This window comes from Geomonas sp. Red32 (assembly GCF_023652955.1).
Lineage (GTDB): Bacteria > Desulfobacterota > Desulfuromonadia > Geobacterales > Geobacteraceae > Geomonas.
In genome coordinates this window covers 1-15,368 of sequence record NZ_JAKLOY010000003.1, presented here as the reverse complement: position 1 = coordinate 15,368, position 15,368 = coordinate 1, and the positions used below count along the sequence as shown (strand labels likewise).

At 61.0% G+C, this 15,368-nt stretch carries 22 protein-coding genes; all 22 read left to right on the top strand.

What is annotated here, in order from left to right; translation table 11 throughout:
• Positions 1-140: 140 nt before the first annotated feature.
• Positions 141-608, top strand: a complete 468-nt coding sequence (locus L4X63_RS09310; RefSeq protein WP_250678353.1) for a ferritin-like domain-containing protein — start codon at positions 141-143, stop codon at positions 606-608.
• A gap of 9 nt (positions 609-617) precedes the next feature.
• The gene (locus L4X63_RS09305; protein ID WP_250678352.1) at positions 618-1,589 is read left to right on the top strand and encodes a phage protease; all 972 of its coding nucleotides are present in this window, start codon (positions 618-620) and stop codon (positions 1,587-1,589) included.
• 31 nt (positions 1,590-1,620) lie between these two features.
• Positions 1,621-2,031 carry a hypothetical protein gene (locus tag L4X63_RS09300; RefSeq protein WP_250678351.1) on the top strand — a complete coding sequence of 137 codons (411 nt, stop codon included), beginning with the start codon at positions 1,621-1,623 and terminating at the stop codon, positions 2,029-2,031.
• A 12-nt stretch (positions 2,032-2,043) separates the two neighbouring features.
• The gene (locus tag L4X63_RS09295; protein ID WP_250678350.1) at positions 2,044-2,937 is read left to right on the top strand and encodes a Mu-like prophage major head subunit gpT family protein; all 894 of its coding nucleotides are present in this window, start codon (positions 2,044-2,046) and stop codon (positions 2,935-2,937) included.
• 14 nt (positions 2,938-2,951) lie between these two features.
• Positions 2,952-3,308: an HI1506-related protein gene (locus tag L4X63_RS09290; RefSeq protein ID WP_250678349.1), complete on the top strand. Its 357-nt coding sequence runs from the start codon at positions 2,952-2,954 to the stop codon at positions 3,306-3,308.
• Positions 3,309-3,313: 5 nt separating this feature from the next.
• Positions 3,314-3,721 carry a hypothetical protein gene (locus L4X63_RS09285; protein WP_250678348.1) on the top strand — a complete coding sequence of 136 codons (408 nt, stop codon included), beginning with the start codon at positions 3,314-3,316 and terminating at the stop codon, positions 3,719-3,721.
• 48 nt (positions 3,722-3,769) lie between these two features.
• Positions 3,770-4,267 (top strand): DUF1320 domain-containing protein, encoded by a 498-nt coding sequence (locus L4X63_RS09280; RefSeq protein ID WP_250678347.1) that lies wholly within the window; start codon positions 3,770-3,772, stop codon positions 4,265-4,267.
• Entirely contained in the window at positions 4,267-4,794 is a 528-nt protein-coding gene (locus tag L4X63_RS09275) for a hypothetical protein (protein ID WP_250678346.1), read from the top strand. The genes L4X63_RS09280 and L4X63_RS09275 overlap by 1 nt, the downstream gene beginning before the upstream one ends.
• Before the next feature lie 10 nt (positions 4,795-4,804).
• A complete protein-coding gene (locus L4X63_RS09270) occupies positions 4,805-5,056 on the top strand; it encodes a DUF2635 domain-containing protein (protein WP_250678345.1) in 252 nt (83 codons plus the stop codon).
• Entirely contained in the window at positions 5,056-6,453 is a 1,398-nt protein-coding gene (locus L4X63_RS09265; protein WP_250678344.1) for a phage tail sheath subtilisin-like domain-containing protein, read from the top strand. Before L4X63_RS09270 ends, L4X63_RS09265 begins: the two co-directional genes overlap by 1 nt.
• A gap of 26 nt (positions 6,454-6,479) precedes the next feature.
• Positions 6,480-6,839, top strand: coding sequence for a hypothetical protein (locus L4X63_RS09260; protein WP_250678343.1), 360 nt, complete (start codon positions 6,480-6,482; stop codon positions 6,837-6,839).
• On the top strand, positions 6,839-7,267 hold the full coding sequence (locus tag L4X63_RS09255; protein ID WP_250678342.1) for a hypothetical protein: 429 nt from the start codon (positions 6,839-6,841) through the stop codon (positions 7,265-7,267). The genes L4X63_RS09260 and L4X63_RS09255 overlap by 1 nt, the downstream gene beginning before the upstream one ends.
• Positions 7,268-7,354: 87 nt before the next feature.
• Positions 7,355-9,142: a phage tail tape measure protein gene (locus L4X63_RS09250; RefSeq protein ID WP_250678341.1), complete on the top strand. Its 1,788-nt coding sequence runs from the start codon at positions 7,355-7,357 to the stop codon at positions 9,140-9,142.
• A complete protein-coding gene (locus tag L4X63_RS09245) occupies positions 9,142-10,437 on the top strand; it encodes a DNA circularization N-terminal domain-containing protein (RefSeq protein WP_250678340.1) in 1,296 nt (431 codons plus the stop codon). Before L4X63_RS09250 ends, L4X63_RS09245 begins: the two co-directional genes overlap by 1 nt.
• Positions 10,430-11,548 (top strand): phage baseplate assembly protein, encoded by a 1,119-nt coding sequence (locus L4X63_RS09240; RefSeq protein WP_250678339.1) that lies wholly within the window; start codon positions 10,430-10,432, stop codon positions 11,546-11,548. The genes L4X63_RS09245 and L4X63_RS09240 overlap by 8 nt, the downstream gene beginning before the upstream one ends.
• Positions 11,545-12,045: a phage baseplate assembly protein domain-containing protein gene (locus tag L4X63_RS09235; protein WP_250678338.1), complete on the top strand. Its 501-nt coding sequence runs from the start codon at positions 11,545-11,547 to the stop codon at positions 12,043-12,045. Before L4X63_RS09240 ends, L4X63_RS09235 begins: the two co-directional genes overlap by 4 nt.
• Positions 12,045-12,407, top strand: coding sequence for a phage GP46 family protein (locus L4X63_RS09230; RefSeq protein WP_250678337.1), 363 nt, complete (start codon positions 12,045-12,047; stop codon positions 12,405-12,407). Before L4X63_RS09235 ends, L4X63_RS09230 begins: the two co-directional genes overlap by 1 nt.
• Complete coding sequence (locus L4X63_RS09225) at positions 12,407-13,183, top strand: baseplate J/gp47 family protein (RefSeq protein WP_250678336.1); 777 nt, start codon at positions 12,407-12,409, stop codon at positions 13,181-13,183. The genes L4X63_RS09230 and L4X63_RS09225 overlap by 1 nt, the downstream gene beginning before the upstream one ends.
• Entirely contained in the window at positions 13,173-13,742 is a 570-nt protein-coding gene (locus L4X63_RS09220; RefSeq protein ID WP_250678335.1) for a putative phage tail protein, read from the top strand. Before L4X63_RS09225 ends, L4X63_RS09220 begins: the two co-directional genes overlap by 11 nt.
• 14 nt (positions 13,743-13,756) lie before the next feature.
• Positions 13,757-14,713, top strand: coding sequence for a phage tail protein (locus tag L4X63_RS09215; RefSeq protein WP_250678334.1), 957 nt, complete (start codon positions 13,757-13,759; stop codon positions 14,711-14,713).
• A gap of 7 nt (positions 14,714-14,720) precedes the next feature.
• The gene (locus L4X63_RS09210; protein ID WP_250678333.1) at positions 14,721-15,050 is read left to right on the top strand and encodes a hypothetical protein; all 330 of its coding nucleotides are present in this window, start codon (positions 14,721-14,723) and stop codon (positions 15,048-15,050) included.
• Positions 15,043-15,368: hypothetical protein (locus tag L4X63_RS09205; RefSeq protein ID WP_250678332.1), on the top strand; the 326-nt coding region annotated here is incomplete at its 3' end. The genes L4X63_RS09210 and L4X63_RS09205, both read left to right, overlap by 8 nt.

Genomic DNA, 15,368 nt, shown 5'->3' with positions numbered 1-15,368 from the left:
CGCCCGTTGAAAAGGAATTTAAAGGCGGTTTAAAGACGGTTTCATTTTGAATGCCAGACGGAATTTACACCCGTGTAAATGATGCCTGCAGAAAGATGTAGTACGGTGCGGGCACCGTAGGTAAGGGGAGGAGAAAAGGGATGAAAGGACACCCGCAGATAATCGAGGCGCTAAACGCCCGCCTAATCGAGGAGCTGACCGCCTACAACCAGTACTCAGTTCACCAGGCTATGGCAGAGAACTGGGAACTGATGGGCCTGGCCAGCATCATCCAGGAACGCAAGGAGGATGAGGGAAAACATTTTCACCTTCTGATCCAGCGGATCCTCCTCCTGGAGGGGGTCCCGGTTGTGGGGCGGCTCAACCTGGTCCAGATTGGCGAGAACGTTCCCCAGATGTTCACGCTCGACGGCGAGTCCGAAATCAATGCCCGACAGGCCTACAACGAGACCATCGAACTCTGCCGGGAACTGAAGGACGACGATACCCGCCGTCTCCTGGAGGGCATCCTGGCCGACGAGACCGATCACCTCCATGACATCGAGGCAAACCAGACCCAGATCGAGCTGATGACCCTGGCCAACTACCTGAGCACAAAGCTTGTCTAAGGAGACCGCATGAAGGAACGTTTTGCCCTCAATTTTGAAATGCCGGCCGTTGCCGGTGCTGGCGCCCCTCCCATCCAGCTGATGCTTATTCCTCCCGGGAAGGTGGTAAAAGGCCGTGACGGGCGCAAGTGGAACAATCCGTTTCCGCAGCGGGTAGTAGATTCCTTTACCACGGAGGGCCGCGACTTCCCGGTAGACATCGAGCACTCCACCCACCTTAAGGCACCCAAAGGGGAAGCGGCCCCCGCGGTTGCTTGGGGAAAACAACTGACCGCCAAAGCGGACGGCTCCATCTGGGCCACCCTTGATTGGAATCCGAAAGGGCATGAAATGGTCATGAACCGGGAGTATCGCTACTACTCTCCCGTTTTTATCTACGACAGAACCAACAATAACATCCTGGGGATCGCTTCGGTGGGCCTCACCAACAAACCAAACCTGGAAGTCACTGCCCTTAACCATGAAGGAGAGGAGAAAGAATCCATGCTTAAAAAGTTGCTTGTCGTCCTCGGGCTCCCCGAGACGACCACCGAAGACGTGGCCCTTAACCACGTCACCACCATGAAGACCGATCTGGCTCTCGCCCTCAACCGTGCGCAGGCACCCGACCTTGCCCTCTTCGTCCCCCGCGGCGACTACGACGCGGTCCTCGGCCGGGCCACCAACGCCGAGCAGCAGCTCCAGGAGCGCTACAAGGCCGAGTTGGAAACCGCCCTTAACGCTGAGATCGACGCCGCCCTCAAGGCGGGCAAGATCGTTCCGGCCACCAAAGACTTCTACATCGCCATGTGCCGGCAGGAAGGGGGCCTGGAAAAATTCAAGGAGTTTGCCAAGGCCGCCCCCGTCATCGGCGACCCGTCCAAGCTGGACGATGAGGACCCGAACAAAGGGCGTAATTACGCGCTCAACACCGAGGAGAGAAAGTTCTGCGAAAAGTTCGGAATTTCCGCAGAAGACTACCACAAGGCCAAGGACGAGTAACCCTCACCCATAACGTTAGAAGGAGAAAGCAATGGCAGCACTCACGAAAGACCGTCCCACCCCCCGCCGCGAAAGTGTCGAATTTGCCCGGGCAGTAGGCGCCGGCAAAGTCATCTATGCCGGGGCCCTCATTTGTCTCAACGCGGCCGGCTACGCCGTTCCGGGCTCTGCGGACAACACCCTCATCGCCGACGGCTGCGCCCAGGAATACGTCGACAACTCCGCCGGCGGCGACGGCGCCCTCTCCGTCAAGGTCGACAAGCGTTCCTTCCGCTTCGCCAACTCCGACGGCGCAGACCAGATCACCATCGCCCAGATCGGCGACGACTGCTATGTAGTTGACGACCAGACCGTGGCCAAAACCAACGGCGGGGGCGCACGCCCGATTGCCGGCAAGATCGTAGACGTCGAGGATACCGGCGTCTGGATCATGTTCTACTAAAAGGAGCTCAAGATGATCGTCAACAGCGCGAACCTTCAGGTTCTTTTCACCGGCTTTAAAGCCGCCTTCAACACCGGTTTCCGCGATACTCCGGCCTATTGGGAAAAGGTCGCCACCATGGTGACGTCGACCACGACGCTCGAAAAATACGCCTGGCTGGGCCAGTTCCCGCGACTTCGTGAGTGGCTCGGGGACCGCGTCATCAAAATACTCGAGGCCCACGACTACACCATCAAGAACAAGGATTTCGAGTCCACCATCGCCGTTGGCCGTAACGAAATCGAGGACGACACCTACGGCATCTACAACCCCATGTTCCAGGAAATGGGTTTTGCCGCCAAGACGCATCCCGACGAGCTCGTCTTCGGGCTGCTGGCCTTGGGGTTTGCCTCCCTCTGCTACGACGGCCAGTACTACTTCGACAGCGACCATCCGGTGAGGAACAGCGACGGCACTACCTCGAGCGTGACCAACGTCATCACCGGCAGCAAGAACCCCTGGTTCCTGCTCGATACCCGCCGCCCCCTCAAGCCGATCATCTTCCAGAAGCGCCGGGAGTACCAGTTCACCGCCATGACCCGTCCCGAGGACGAGTCGGTCTTCATGCGTAAGGAATACCGCTACGGCATCGATGCCAGGGTCAACGTCGGCTTCGGTTTCTGGCAGCAGGCCTTTGGCGTCCAGGACGACCTGGTGCCGGCAACCTTCAACGAAGCCTACGACCGCATGAGCGCCTTCAAGAGCGACGAGGGGCGCCCCCTGGGAATCCTGCCCAACCTGCTGGTCTGCGGCCCCTCCAACCGCGAATACGCCAACGAGTGCATCAAGGCCGAGCGCTTGGCCAACGGTGCCTCCAACACCAACCGCGACCTGGTCGACGTTCTCGTCGTCCCCTGGCTGCAGTAATAAGGAGCTGAACGATGCCCCAGATCAAGATCCTTTCCAAGAAAGACGGCTTCCGCCGCTGCGGCCAGGAGCATTCCGGCCTGAAAGTCTGGCCGGACGGCACCTTCACCCCCGCGCAGGTCGAGCAGCTCAAGCGCGACCCGATGCTGGTGGTGGAGATCGTCGAGGATACCCCGGTAGTCCCCGCAGCCTCCGCCCCCGATGCTCCCGGGAAAAGGCCCAACGTCACCGACACCATCGCCCTGGTGACCGCCGCTGCCACCACCGGCGATCTCGAGCAGCTCGCTCTGGGCGAAGACCGTAAGACCGTCCTGGACGCCATCGCCAAGCGCCGCGCCGAGCTCGAGCCGCCGCCGGCCGAGAAGGAGTAACCCGCATGAAAAACAAAAAGTTCGTTTTCTTTGCCGTCATGGCAACCCTGATCTACGCGGCGATCGCCATTGCCTCCCCCAACGGGATCCTCCCCCGCGATCGCAACCTGGCACCTGTCCAGGGGCTTCGCGCTTCCGGCGCCACACCGGCCACCTCCCGGTGCGATACCGTCACCGGCACCAAGGCCGTGTTCAAGGCCTACACCGCCTACGGCTATCTCCATCACGAGCTCGCCGTGGTGGACTCGACCGGCGCCCCGGTCAACGTGAAATGGTACCAGGACAGCAAGCAGACCTGGGTGGGTTCCACCTTCTCGGGCGCCAACGACCTCGGTACCGATTACCGGACCATCAGCTTCGCCCCCTACTCGGCTGCCCCCAGGGCGCTCACCAGCTGCACCCGGCGTAAGTGAACCTACCGGCGGCGGCCCCGGCCGCCGCCGCATCAAGAGGGCTCGAGCATGTATAACGCGCTTAACGACATCCTGACGAAAGTCCCCTGGGACGTTCTTCTGCAGCTGGTCATCGACGACCCGGTCGACGTGACTCCGGACATGGTCACCGCGGCATGGAACGGCGCATCGCTTTCCGCCCTCACACCCGAGGAAGCGGCAGCCGCCACTACTGGCGCCGCCGCCATAACCGAAGCCCTTGAGGGAGCTTCGTCGCTGGTTGACGGCTACTGTGGCCGCCGCTGCGAGGTTCCTTTCACCACCGTGCCACCGTTCGTTAAGTCCCTCGATCTGGGCATCGCCGTTTACCACCTCTTCAGCCGTCGGGAAAACGTCCCGGAGAACCGCCAGAAGGTCTACGACAACGCGGTGAAGACCCTTTCCGCCATCTCACGCGGCGAGATCACCCTGGGCGTCCAGCCGGTTCCCGCGGCGGTGGCCACCGGGAGTCCCGAGGTTATCAGCAGCGATCGCCGCTTCACCCGCAACTCGCTTAGAGGCCTGTGATGGCGACTCCGGTTACCGACCTTACCCAGATCGAGGAGGCAGCAGAGAAGTTCCTGAAGGATCAGTTTACTCAGATCCGGAAGACCGCCGTCCAAAGGGACATGCGAAACATCTTCGCGACCGTGGCGCTGACCGTCGCGATCGTGCGGGGCCGTCATGAAATCCTTGGCCCCAGAAAGGTCAGAACGCACGTAGTGCTTCACGCTCTGGTGCTGTTTTCCAGCGCTAAAAGCGAAGAAGACCGCCGCAAAGGGATCAACCCGCTCTTGATGGGCATTACCCAAAAGCTTTACCGGCAGAAGCTGGGACTGGATATCGCCGGTATCCTTCCCCGGGGGTTCCAGGACGAAACATCCACCGAATTGTGGGGAGAAAACAAGATCGTTTACAACCTCGAGTTTGCCACCTACTTCGAGTGGGCCGGCGACGATCCGGAAGCCGACGCACCCGACCTGATCGGCGTCGCGGTCGATTACTTCCTCGACGGACGAGCTGCCCCGGCGGCGTCGGACGAAACCATCATCTAGGAGGCCTGACATGGCTGAACAACTGAAAGTTAAAGCAGCACCGGGCCTCAAGTGCCCGATGGAAAACAACCACCGGACCTACATCACCGATGACAACGAGGGCGTGAGCGTCCCGAACACCGCCTTTTACCGGCGGCTGCTCCGCGACGGGTCCTTGCTGGAAGTGAAAGCGGAAACCGCTCCGGAGCCCTCCCCCGAGGTTCCGGGCAAAGCCCAGAAGAAGGCGCAGGACAATGCCGGCGCCAGTGAAGGAGCAAAATAATGTACAACAACCTTCCCGCAACGACCCGCAAGCCCGGGGTGTACGCCGGGTTCAATACCGCCCAGGGGGCTTCCAGCCTCCCCGCCAACGCCTGGCGCGTGCTGATCTTGGCGCAGCGCCTTGCCGCCGGTACCGTGGCCGCCCTGGTCCCCACCCAGGTCTACAGCGCTCCCCAGGCCGGTGCCTATTTTGGCTTCGGATCCCCGGCCCACCTGATGGCCACTATCGCCATCCGCAACAACCCGCTCATCGATCTTACCGTTCTTGCGGTCGACGATGCCGCCACCGCCACCAAGGCGACCGGCTCGGTTGCGATCGAGGGGCCCGCCACCTCCACGGCCGCCTCGAGGCTGAAGATCGGTAACCTGGTCTTCGAAGTGGGCACATCCTCCGGAGATACCGCCTCCGACGTTTCCGCGGCACTTGCCACTATGGTGGCCGCCTACGCCGGTTGCCCGGTAACCGTTGCGGACAACGCCGGCACGCTCACCTTCACCGCTAAAAACGGTGGAACTGTGGGGAACACCATCCCGATCGCTTTTGAGTCCGATGCCGCCGGCATCACTGCCACCGTGACCGCCATGCACAACGGCGCGGTGGATCCCGATCTGACCGACGCTCTGACCGCCGTTTTCTCGACCCGGTACCAGATCATCTGCAGCCAGTTTGCCGACAGCGGTAACTTGCCGCGGCTGAAAGAGCACGTCGATCAGGTCTCCGGCAAGATCGAGCAGCGCGGCAGCCGGTTCTACTACAGCGTCTCCGGAGCACTGGCCGGAGTAACCACCCTGGCCGCGGGCGTCAACTTCGAGCGGAGCGGTACCCCCTACTTCCGCGGCTGCCCGAGCCTTTCCTGCGAAGTCGCTGCAGCCTTTGCCGGCGTCCGCGCCTCGGTGGACGATCCTTCCATGCCCCTCGACGGGATGGAAATCATCGGCCTCGGTACCCCGGCGATCGCTGACCGCCTCTCCCGGACCGAGCAGGAAACCTGCCTCCACAACGGGGTCACTCCGATCGAGGTCTCTCCCGACGGCGCCATCCGTATCGTCCGGGCCATCACCAACTACGTCCTGGACAGCAGCGGCAACCCGGACGACACGCTCCTGGACGACACCACCATGGCTACCCTCGACTACGTTCGGGACGTGGTCCGGACTATACGCAAACCGCCCAAGTCGACCGCCAGACGCGCGGCCGCTTTCCGGGACCAGATCTACGCCAAGCTCAAGCAGATGGAGCAGCCCGAGATCCTGATGGACGTCGACCAGCACAAGCCGCTGTTGACCGTGACGGCAAACCCTTCCGACCGCCCCGCCGGCTGGTTCGAAGTCAGCATCCCCGCCGGCGTGGTCCCCGGGCTTCATATCCTGGACGAGACCATCACCCTGATCCTTTAAACCGGCTTTAAAGCGAGGTTAAAACCATGTCCAGTATTTCCATTGTCTATATCGAGGTTGACGGGACCGACTACTCTGACAATGTCGTCAAGGTCTACGAGGGGAAGATCTCCAGCCACAAGCCTCAGAACTTTATGCATCGAACCGGATCCCTCCGCCTCTTAAAACGGCCGACCGTTGGCTTCGATTGGGGTATCGAGGAAGGGGTGGCAGAGCCGGATTTTTCCAGCCTGGAGGACGTCACCATCACCATCATCTACGAGGATGGTACCCGCATCCAATACCTCGGCTGCACCCATACCGACCGCGGAGAGGTGACCTACGATGAGGAGAACGGGTCAATCGTCCGCCACGACTTCAAGGCCAACAAGAGGGTGGTGGAATAATGCTCACCGAGAAATGCACCTTTCCAAAGGGGATGATCGTAACCCTGGTGGTGGACGACGAGGAGATCCACAAGATCGTCCGCGACTTCGTGCTCCAGGAAGAGACCATGGAGCATACCTTCGTCGTGCTCAACGACCTCGAGCTCGATGCCGCCAGGATGAAAGTCGGTTCCTACTTCCAGGCCGCCGTCATATCGGCTCGGGTAAAGATTGAAGGGGTAAACGTCACCCCCGAGATGATCCTGGATCTTGATCCTGCCGACGGGCTCTATCTGATGGCCAAAACCGACGAGCTCGAAGCCAGGAGGGCGGAATTTCGAAAAAAAATTGCGACCCTTCCGGAAGGACATCATCCTCCTGAAAAAACTCGGGTTCGGAACAAAAGAAATCCGGGCCATGAGCCGGGGAGAGGTGAGAGGGTGGGATAAGGCCTACGCCGAGCTGATGAAGCCCGACAAGGACGAAGGGACGCGGGTAATCCGCAAAAAGCGGCCGCAGGCTAAAGGAAAAGGGTAATGAACCGCGAATTGAAGCTGGCGCTACAACTTACCATGGTGGACATGATGTCGAGCGGGCTGAACGCCGCTCGGCGCAACATTTTGTCCATGGGGGACTCGACCAAGCAGGTGGTCCGGGACTTCGACGCCATGGAGCGCCATCTCACCCGCGGCCTCAAGTCCATCGCTATCGCCAAGTACACCCTCGACAAGATCAAGCCTGGCGTCGCCAGCGCGGCCGACATGCAGGAGAGTCTCAAGGACGTCGAGATGAACCTCATGCGTTCCGGAAAGAACGCCGCCACCCTGGCCAAGGAGCTCCAGGAGGTCCGAAGAACCGCCAACGACGTTCAGAAGATCACCCCCTTCTCGGCGATTGACGTGACTCACGTCCAGAACAAGCTTCTGGAATCGGGCCTCGATTTCAACGAGGTGGTCGGCAAGGGCGCGGGCCGCGCGGCCATGGTGCTCGCCACCATTACCAAGGGGACTCCGGACGAGGCCAGCGATGCCATGCTGAACGTCGGCATCCCTTACCACCTCAAGTCCAACGAGTACGGCCAGGTCGCCGACATCATTCAGCGGCACGTAATGAGCGGCCGCATGAAGCTCCCCGATCTCAATGCCGCCCTTCCCTATGCGGCCCCGGTCGCCGCGGCCTACAAGGTGCCCTGGGAAGACATGCTTACCGAGCTGGCCGTCCTCGGGGAGCAGGGGCAGCTGGGAAGCATGGCAGGTACCCATCTCAAAGATTTCTGGCAGCGCCTGACCGGCGCCTCGAGGATCACCCGGAAGGTCCTGGATGCCGTCAATAAAGACCTGGTCGGGAAAGGAAAGGCTCGTCTCGACTTCTGGGATAAGAAGGGCGAGATGCTCCCCCAGGAGCAGATCATCAAGAACCTGCGTACCTCGCTTGGAAGCTACAACACCAAGCAGCGCATGTTCATCCTGGAGAAAATTTTCGGGGAGCAGGGTGGGTTGGGTGCCCTGGCCCTGATGAGCAAAGGAACCGGCAGCTGGGAGTTTGTCAAGCAGAAGACCGTTGAGGTGGCGAGCGCCGAAGACAAACTGACCGTCAGCCTGTCGGGCCTCAACAGGAACGTCACGGCCCTGCAGGGGACCATGAAGAGTAGCGCGGCCAGCATCTTCGAGCCGTGGCTGGTCCCGCTGACCGAGATCACCAAGCGGGCCAACGACGCGGCCGATGCGATCGGGAAGTTTGCCGAGCGCCATCCGGTTGCCACCGACGTTCTCAACGGAGGGATAGCGGCCACGGCTGCCGCTTTAGGCGGATATGGCATCTGGAATCTCGTGAAGGCCGGCGGCTACGGCCGCAAGGTTCTCAGCCAGGTAGGCCTCCGTGGGCTCCTGGGGACCGGTGTCGGCATAGCTGAAGGCAAAGCAATTCAGGCTGCCACCGGGGTCACCCCGGTTTTTGTCACCAACTGGCCCGGCAACTTCCCCAGCGCCCCGGCAGCTCCCCTCCCCATTCCGGCCGCTGCCAAGGCGCTCCCCTGGGCAGCGATCGGCGGCGGGGCGGCTACGTTTGGTGCCGTTGCGGGCATACCGCTGAGCATGCTGATCAGCAATGCTGCCAGGGAAAACGGGTGGAGCAGCCAAACCTTCTCACGCCTTTCCCGGGAGTACGAGGTGATGGGGATCGGCGGCCGCCGGCGCGACAAGCAGGAGATCAAGCTCGATCTCCACATCGACTCTAATGGCCGGGTGATAGCCCGCTCCAACGACATGAACACCTCCGCCCAGGTCGGTCTGCGCCGCGGCAAGTTCTTCCAGGAGGGGCCGTAATGGCGGATATCGAAACTGGATACCTCAACGGCTTCGAGCTCCAGATGGAGACCATCGAGGATACCTTCGAGGTGGCTGTGGCCACCTACGAATATCCCTACGTCGACGGTGCCGACCTGGAGAAGATGGGGCAGAAGGTGAGACCGGTCAAGATCCGCTGCTACTTCTACGATGGGGACCAGGACAACTACGACGACCACGTGAATCTGATCAACAGCCTTGCCATGGACCACGCCGGGCTCGACGAACTGGTTCATCCGGTTTACGGCACCCTCAAAGGATATGTAACTACGGTGTCGGTTCGGGCCGACGATCGCCAGCGCTGCGCCGAGGTCGACATCACCTTCCTGGAGCAGCGCCGGAAAACCCTCGAAATCACCATCCTTGCGGACGTCGATCAGTCCGTGGAGATAACCTTTTTGAACTCCCAGGACGAGCAGGCTGTAGACCTGACCACGGATATAGTCGGGATTTTTGGCTACAACCCGCCGTTCCCCACCGATATCCCGTCGACGTCCTTGCTGGCGGAAATCGGCGGCCAGATTTCCGCGCCGGCGCGCCAGTTTGCCCGGGGACTTCAGAGCCGTCTGGCCCAGTTCGAGACCCTTGCCACTGAGGTAACCCAGCCGACCAACAGCCTGGTGGCCACCATCAACTACACCGCTGACCTCCCGGGAAAGATCCTGGGCACCATCACCCGCATGGTGGAACGGGAAGCCGCACTCTTTACCTCGCTTCGCCAGTTTCCCGCCCGGGTTACCAGCAGCCTTTCCGCCGCCTTCGGCGCCCTCGAGGCGGAGCTTGGGAAGCTGCCCGCAACCCCGGCAAATCTCTTCTGCCTCAAGCATGTCCGGATTGCCCACGCACAGCGCCTGGCGCTGGAGGCGGCTTACAGCTATGCAGATGACCAGAACCGCCGGGAGACCTTGGCTGCCCAGCCCCCGGCCTTCGACACCATGGGGAACTATACTCCCCCCCCTGAAGTGACTCCGGTGGCCAACGTGCTCGAGCTGGAATCGTCCCTGGCCGACGCAAGATCTTCGATTCAGGCGGTGATCCAGGACAACCGGTCTATGAAGACCCTGAAGACGATGGCGCGCCAGCTCCTCGAGCACGTGTACACGGTAAAGCTTGAGGCTCCCCGTATGGTGGCCATTCAGGTCGACCAGCCCACGCCGCTGCACGTGATCTGTCTCCGATACGGGCTTCCCTACAGCCAGGCGGAGCAGATCACCCGGATCAACCGGATCCCTTGGGCCAGCGCCGTGCAGGGGGAGGTGAAGATCTATGTCTGACCAGATCGAGCTTCGCATTGGAACCACCAGCATCCGGAACTTTCTTTCCTACCAGGTCGATGCAGATCTTTACTGCGCCGATCACGCCTTTACCCTCGAGCTCGCCAACCCTGAGGTAGAGATCCAAAAGGGCGCTGCCTGCAAGCTGTTTGTGAATGGGGAGCTTGCTCTGACCGGCATCGTCGACAAACGGCACCGCCATTGCGACAAGCAGGGCCGTACCCTGACGGTTGGCGGCCGCGACCTGATGGGAATTGTGGTCGATGCTTACTGCGAAGAGTTCGTAAGCGTCCAGGGGAAGACCATCAAGCAGCTGGCCCAAATGTTGATCCAGGCCAACATCAAGACGGGCCGCCCGGCGCTTCCCTTCATCGGCCGGGTCCCGATCGTGGGGGAGACGGAGCTCCAGGGGAAACTCAAAAGCAGGCGGCGGCGCGGAACCGCCGATTTCCTTTCTTTTTTCGATGTCCCCCAAAAGGTCGCCCAAATCTACCCGGGCCAGACGGTCTTTCAAGTCCTACAGATGTATGCGCTCTCCCGGGGCGTGATGTTTTTCGGGCTCCCGGACGGGACCTTCGTTTTCGATGAGCCATGCGCCGGCGGGGATCCCGATTACCAGATCCTTTTCACCCAGGACGGTACCGGCAACGCGCTCAGCGCCGACGTCGACGAAGACATCAGCCGTGCCTACAGCAAGGTGGTCGTCATCGGCCAGCAGCAACTGACCAATCCGCTGGAGCTCGATGCGGGGACCACGGTACAGACAAAGGGGTCGGCGACTGACCCGTCGTTCCCCTTCTACAAATGCTTTGTCCAGGTGAACAACAACGACAGCCAGAGTCCAAACCTCCACTCCCGGATGATCCTCAACAAGATGCGTCACGACTCCTTCAAGCTCGAGTACGAGATGCCGGGGCATTCGCAAAACGGCCGCAACTACACCATCAACCGCCTAGCCGCCGTCATCGATACCGTACATGGCATACGGGGTAATTTCCTGGTGACCGGGAGGACTCTGAAGAGGGACAAGCGGGGCGCCTATACCATGCTGAGGCTTGGCCTTCCCGGCCTTGTGGAACAGACGGGTTCGCTTTCCAGGGGGGGCAAATGATCAGGGTTAGGTTTACCAAGGTGATTAACGGGAAGGTGAGGCTATTTGAAGCGGATGGCCGGGTGGGGGAATCGTTCGCCGCCCGTGAGTTCATGCAGCAGTTTGGCCTGGCCTCGATGCCCAAGGAGGGTGCCACCGGGGTCATCGTCTACAACGGCAACTACATTGTGGCGATTGCCTCCGACGACAACCGCTACCGTCCGAATCTCAATAGCGGAGAGACTGCAGTATACGACGCCTTCGGAAACGTCGTCCACCTGAGCGCCAATGGGATCCGGGCGGTGAGCCCCAAAAAGGTCAGCGCGCAGGCTCCGGAGCTCGAGCTCGTGGGGAAGGTAACCATTGTCGGTTCCCTCAAGGTCACCGAGACGGTTGTGGCCACCGGCGGGATCTCCGACGCCAAGGGAAGCATGGAACTCATTCGCCAGCAGTTCGACGGCCACCATCACAACGATTCCAACCAGCTCCCGACCTCGCTTCCCTTGGAGAAGATGTGATGCCGCACTCCATTGTCCCTCAGCCCGACGGAACCTTCAAAAAGGTCCCGGGAAACGACCCCACGATACTCACCAACATCATCGTATCGCTGGGGATCGTGCGCGGGAGCTGGTGGGGAGATCCGAATTTCGGCCTGAAAAACCGCGGCCGTCTGAAGAACACGGCCAGCAGCGAGAAGCTGGTCCAGGACGACTGCCAGCGTGCCCTTCAGTGGCTCTTGGACAGTAAACGGGCCAAGTCGATAAAGGTCACTACCAGCCGCGACTTGACCGCCGACCGCCACCGCATGCGCATCTTTGTCGCCGCCGTCCAGGCCGACGGAAAGCGCGTCACCTTTGAAACCTTCGTACCGGTGATCTGATGTTCGATAACACAGTAGACAGCATTTTGAACGATATCCTGACCGATCTCCTGAACGAGGATCCGAACGTCGACGTCTCCCAGGGCTCTCCGGACTACATCTCGGCCAAGGCCTTTGCTTCGGCACTCTGGGGGCTGGAAAATCGGGGTAAGTACCTCAGTACCCAGATAGTGCCCGGACCCAACATGGAGCGTAACGGCCTGGAGGAGTGGGCGAGCGCCCGTGGCATTATCCTCAATCCTTCAGAATCCGATGCATCGCTGCTGGCCCGGCTGCGCTTCAACCTGCGCCGCCCCCCTGCTGGCGGGAACAAGTACGATTACGTCACCTGGGCCCGCGCAGCCTCCTCCGACATCGCCGACGCCTGGACGGTACCCAGAGGGCAGGGGCCCGGCACCGTCGATCTCATCGTGCTAGCCAAGGCCGCTACCACTGGCTCTGAAATCCCGAGTTCTGATCTGCTCGCCACCGTCAGGGGCTACATCGTCGATCTCTGCCCGGATGTGGTTGAATACCTTCGCGTGCTGGCGCCCGAGGTGCTCCTCCAGGACGTCACCATCAACCGGACCGATGCCGACTATCCCGCTGCCCAGGCGATCGCCGACATCACGTCCTCTCTTGCGAGCTACCTCCCCGGGCAGATCCTTTATCCCGACAGTCTTAAGGTATTGGCCTTGGGCGGCGGGAACGGGAATGCTCCGGTGACGGCTCCCGCGGCCCCTGTCGAGCCGACCGCATACCAGATGATCCGTCCGGGAGTTATTAATGTCACGTAGCCACGCCGACATTCTGCAGCAGCTTGTTCCGGTGCCCTGGATGCTGACCGATGCCGAGCGGGTGGCCTACGGCAACGCCCTTGATCGCACCAAGGCGAGGTTTGACCTGCTGCAGAGAGAGATGCTGCCGGGTACCGCGGTGGACCTTTTACCGGCCTGGGAAGGCCTTTACCAGGTGGTGCCTGCCGCAGGGGCTTCCATCGAGCAGCGCCAACGTGCGGTTGACGCCAAGTTCAAAGCTATCGGCGATATCAAGAAGCCCTACTACGTCAAACTGGCGGCCGCCATGGGGTACACGATCTATATCAGGAGCTACATCACCGCCATGGCGGATTGGCTTTGCGCCGACGATGAGCTAATCGACGACGAGCCCTGGACCTACCTGACCTCCGGAGTGGGGCTGGCGGGAGATACCATGGCGCAAGAGAACCCGGTGCTTCCTTGGATTTGGGAAATCGTGGTGGTTTCCTCCCCGGTCACCCCTCCATCTCCCGGGTTGGAAGAGGTGCTTTTGGACCTCGCACCGGCACACATACAGTTCAATTTCACTTACCTTTAACGGAGGTTTAAAACATGTTTAAACGCGCGTTATTCACCTTGCTCATCTTGCTTTTGCCTGCGGCCGCCATGGCGGGCAAGACCGTCTTCGTCGACGGTAATCCGACGACCAGGTCGCCCGGGACTCGGCTCACCGCGGCTACTCTGAACGGCCTGCAGAACCACCGCCACGACGGCCTGGATCAGGACGGGTCTGCCCCTCTCGATTTTGCTCCGGACACGAGCTCGACCGCCAACGTCATCCAGATCTCTCTCACTCCGCCCCTTACCCAGAACGTGGTGGGGATGCCGATCTGGCTGAAAGTGGCCAATACCAACACTGGACCGGTCACCCTGCAGGTGAACGGCTTGACGGCGGCCGCGCTTTTCAAGAACGTTTCCGATCCCCTTGCCGCCGGGGATATCCAGGCTGGTCAGATCATTGGCGTCAGCTGGGCCGGATCCGCCTACCAGCTGACCAACTACCAGAACCAGCCGCCCCCGCCGACCACCGACGCTTCCACGCTAAACGGTCAGACCGCAGCCCAGCTAACCCCTCCGGGAGCGGTTGTCGGTTTTGCCATGCCGAGCGTACCTTCCGGCTGGCTTTTCTGCGACGGCCGAGCGGTACTCCGGAGTCAATTCTCCGGGCTCTTCGCCGCGATCGGCACCACCTACGGCGCTGGCGACGGCGCATCAACCTTCAATCTTCCCGACTTCCGCGGGGAGTTCGTGAGGGGTTGGGACGGGAGCGGCCTGAGCGCCCGCGGGGTCGACCCCGGCCGCGCGATGGGGAGCTGGCAGGGGGACCAGGTTGGCAGCCATGTACATGTCGTCGACCACGACCTCTACTACGTGCAGGCCGGTACCCGCGATACCCCCGTCTGGGCGAATACCGGCGCGCAGACCCATTCGCCGAACAACACCTCCTCTTTCGGCGGAAGCGAGACACGGCCGCGCAACTTCCCGCTGATGTACTGCATCAAATACTGAGGTCCCCATGCAACGCACCGAAACGCCAGACGGCCAGTTCGTCCCCGGAAACACCATTACCGGCCAGAAGGGAAGCAAGGTAAGTACCGCCTGGCTGATGAGCGTCCAGGAGGAAATCTGCGGAGTCATCGAGGCCGCCGGGATTGTCCTGGATCCCGCCGAGCGCAACCAGCTCCTGCTGGCGATTGCCACCCACGCTACCGGTGCGGTCTACACCGATATTGGCGGCTCCGGAGCGACCATGAAAATGGGGTGGCGGGCAGAAAAAGCCGCCGACGGATCGATCAGCTGGAGCATGGAACCGGTAACACTGAACAGAGGGAATTTAGATGCGTAATTTATTGATGATAGTTGTGTTGCTGCTGGTCTTTTCCTCCCAGGCCTTTGGTGCCGCTTTCAACGGGCCAGCCTGGGGCACTTTTTCCTCCGCAACCGGGGGTACCCTTAACGCTGGCAAACAGGGCACCAACACTCTGCAGATCATTGGCGGCACCATAGGCCAGGTGGGAGGCAAACCGACGCTAACTATCCCTTCCTTGCCTTACGTCAGAATGACTGATTTTATGGACGGGAAGGCGGGAAGGCCAACGTTTAACCAGTGGTCAAGCGCACAAGCCACCACCAGCATCTATTCAGCGTATCAGGCCGCAAAGGC

Bases quoted from the DNA above. Each gene is read 5' to 3' on its own strand.
- L4X63_RS09310 (WP_250678353.1), top strand. From the start codon at position 141: ATGAAAGGACACCCGCAGATAATCGAGGCGCTAAACGCCCGCCTAATC.
- L4X63_RS09305 (WP_250678352.1), top strand. From the start codon at position 618: ATGAAGGAACGTTTTGCCCTCAATTTTGAAATGCCGGCCGTTGCCGGT.
- L4X63_RS09300 (WP_250678351.1), top strand. From the start codon at position 1,621: ATGGCAGCACTCACGAAAGACCGTCCCACCCCCCGCCGCGAAAGTGTC.
- L4X63_RS09295 (WP_250678350.1), top strand. From the start codon at position 2,044: ATGATCGTCAACAGCGCGAACCTTCAGGTTCTTTTCACCGGCTTTAAA.
- L4X63_RS09290 (WP_250678349.1), top strand. From the start codon at position 2,952: ATGCCCCAGATCAAGATCCTTTCCAAGAAAGACGGCTTCCGCCGCTGC.
- L4X63_RS09285 (WP_250678348.1), top strand. From the start codon at position 3,314: ATGAAAAACAAAAAGTTCGTTTTCTTTGCCGTCATGGCAACCCTGATC.
- L4X63_RS09280 (WP_250678347.1), top strand. From the start codon at position 3,770: ATGTATAACGCGCTTAACGACATCCTGACGAAAGTCCCCTGGGACGTT.
- L4X63_RS09275 (WP_250678346.1), top strand. From the start codon at position 4,267: ATGGCGACTCCGGTTACCGACCTTACCCAGATCGAGGAGGCAGCAGAG.
- L4X63_RS09270 (WP_250678345.1), top strand. From the start codon at position 4,805: ATGGCTGAACAACTGAAAGTTAAAGCAGCACCGGGCCTCAAGTGCCCG.
- L4X63_RS09265 (WP_250678344.1), top strand. From the start codon at position 5,056: ATGTACAACAACCTTCCCGCAACGACCCGCAAGCCCGGGGTGTACGCC.
- L4X63_RS09260 (WP_250678343.1), top strand. From the start codon at position 6,480: ATGTCCAGTATTTCCATTGTCTATATCGAGGTTGACGGGACCGACTAC.
- L4X63_RS09255 (WP_250678342.1), top strand. From the start codon at position 6,839: ATGCTCACCGAGAAATGCACCTTTCCAAAGGGGATGATCGTAACCCTG.
- L4X63_RS09250 (WP_250678341.1), top strand. From the start codon at position 7,355: ATGAACCGCGAATTGAAGCTGGCGCTACAACTTACCATGGTGGACATG.
- L4X63_RS09245 (WP_250678340.1), top strand. From the start codon at position 9,142: ATGGCGGATATCGAAACTGGATACCTCAACGGCTTCGAGCTCCAGATG.
- L4X63_RS09240 (WP_250678339.1), top strand. From the start codon at position 10,430: ATGTCTGACCAGATCGAGCTTCGCATTGGAACCACCAGCATCCGGAAC.
- L4X63_RS09235 (WP_250678338.1), top strand. From the start codon at position 11,545: ATGATCAGGGTTAGGTTTACCAAGGTGATTAACGGGAAGGTGAGGCTA.
- L4X63_RS09230 (WP_250678337.1), top strand. From the start codon at position 12,045: ATGCCGCACTCCATTGTCCCTCAGCCCGACGGAACCTTCAAAAAGGTC.
- L4X63_RS09225 (WP_250678336.1), top strand. From the start codon at position 12,407: ATGTTCGATAACACAGTAGACAGCATTTTGAACGATATCCTGACCGAT.
- L4X63_RS09220 (WP_250678335.1), top strand. From the start codon at position 13,173: ATGTCACGTAGCCACGCCGACATTCTGCAGCAGCTTGTTCCGGTGCCC.
- L4X63_RS09215 (WP_250678334.1), top strand. From the start codon at position 13,757: ATGTTTAAACGCGCGTTATTCACCTTGCTCATCTTGCTTTTGCCTGCG.
- L4X63_RS09210 (WP_250678333.1), top strand. From the start codon at position 14,721: ATGCAACGCACCGAAACGCCAGACGGCCAGTTCGTCCCCGGAAACACC.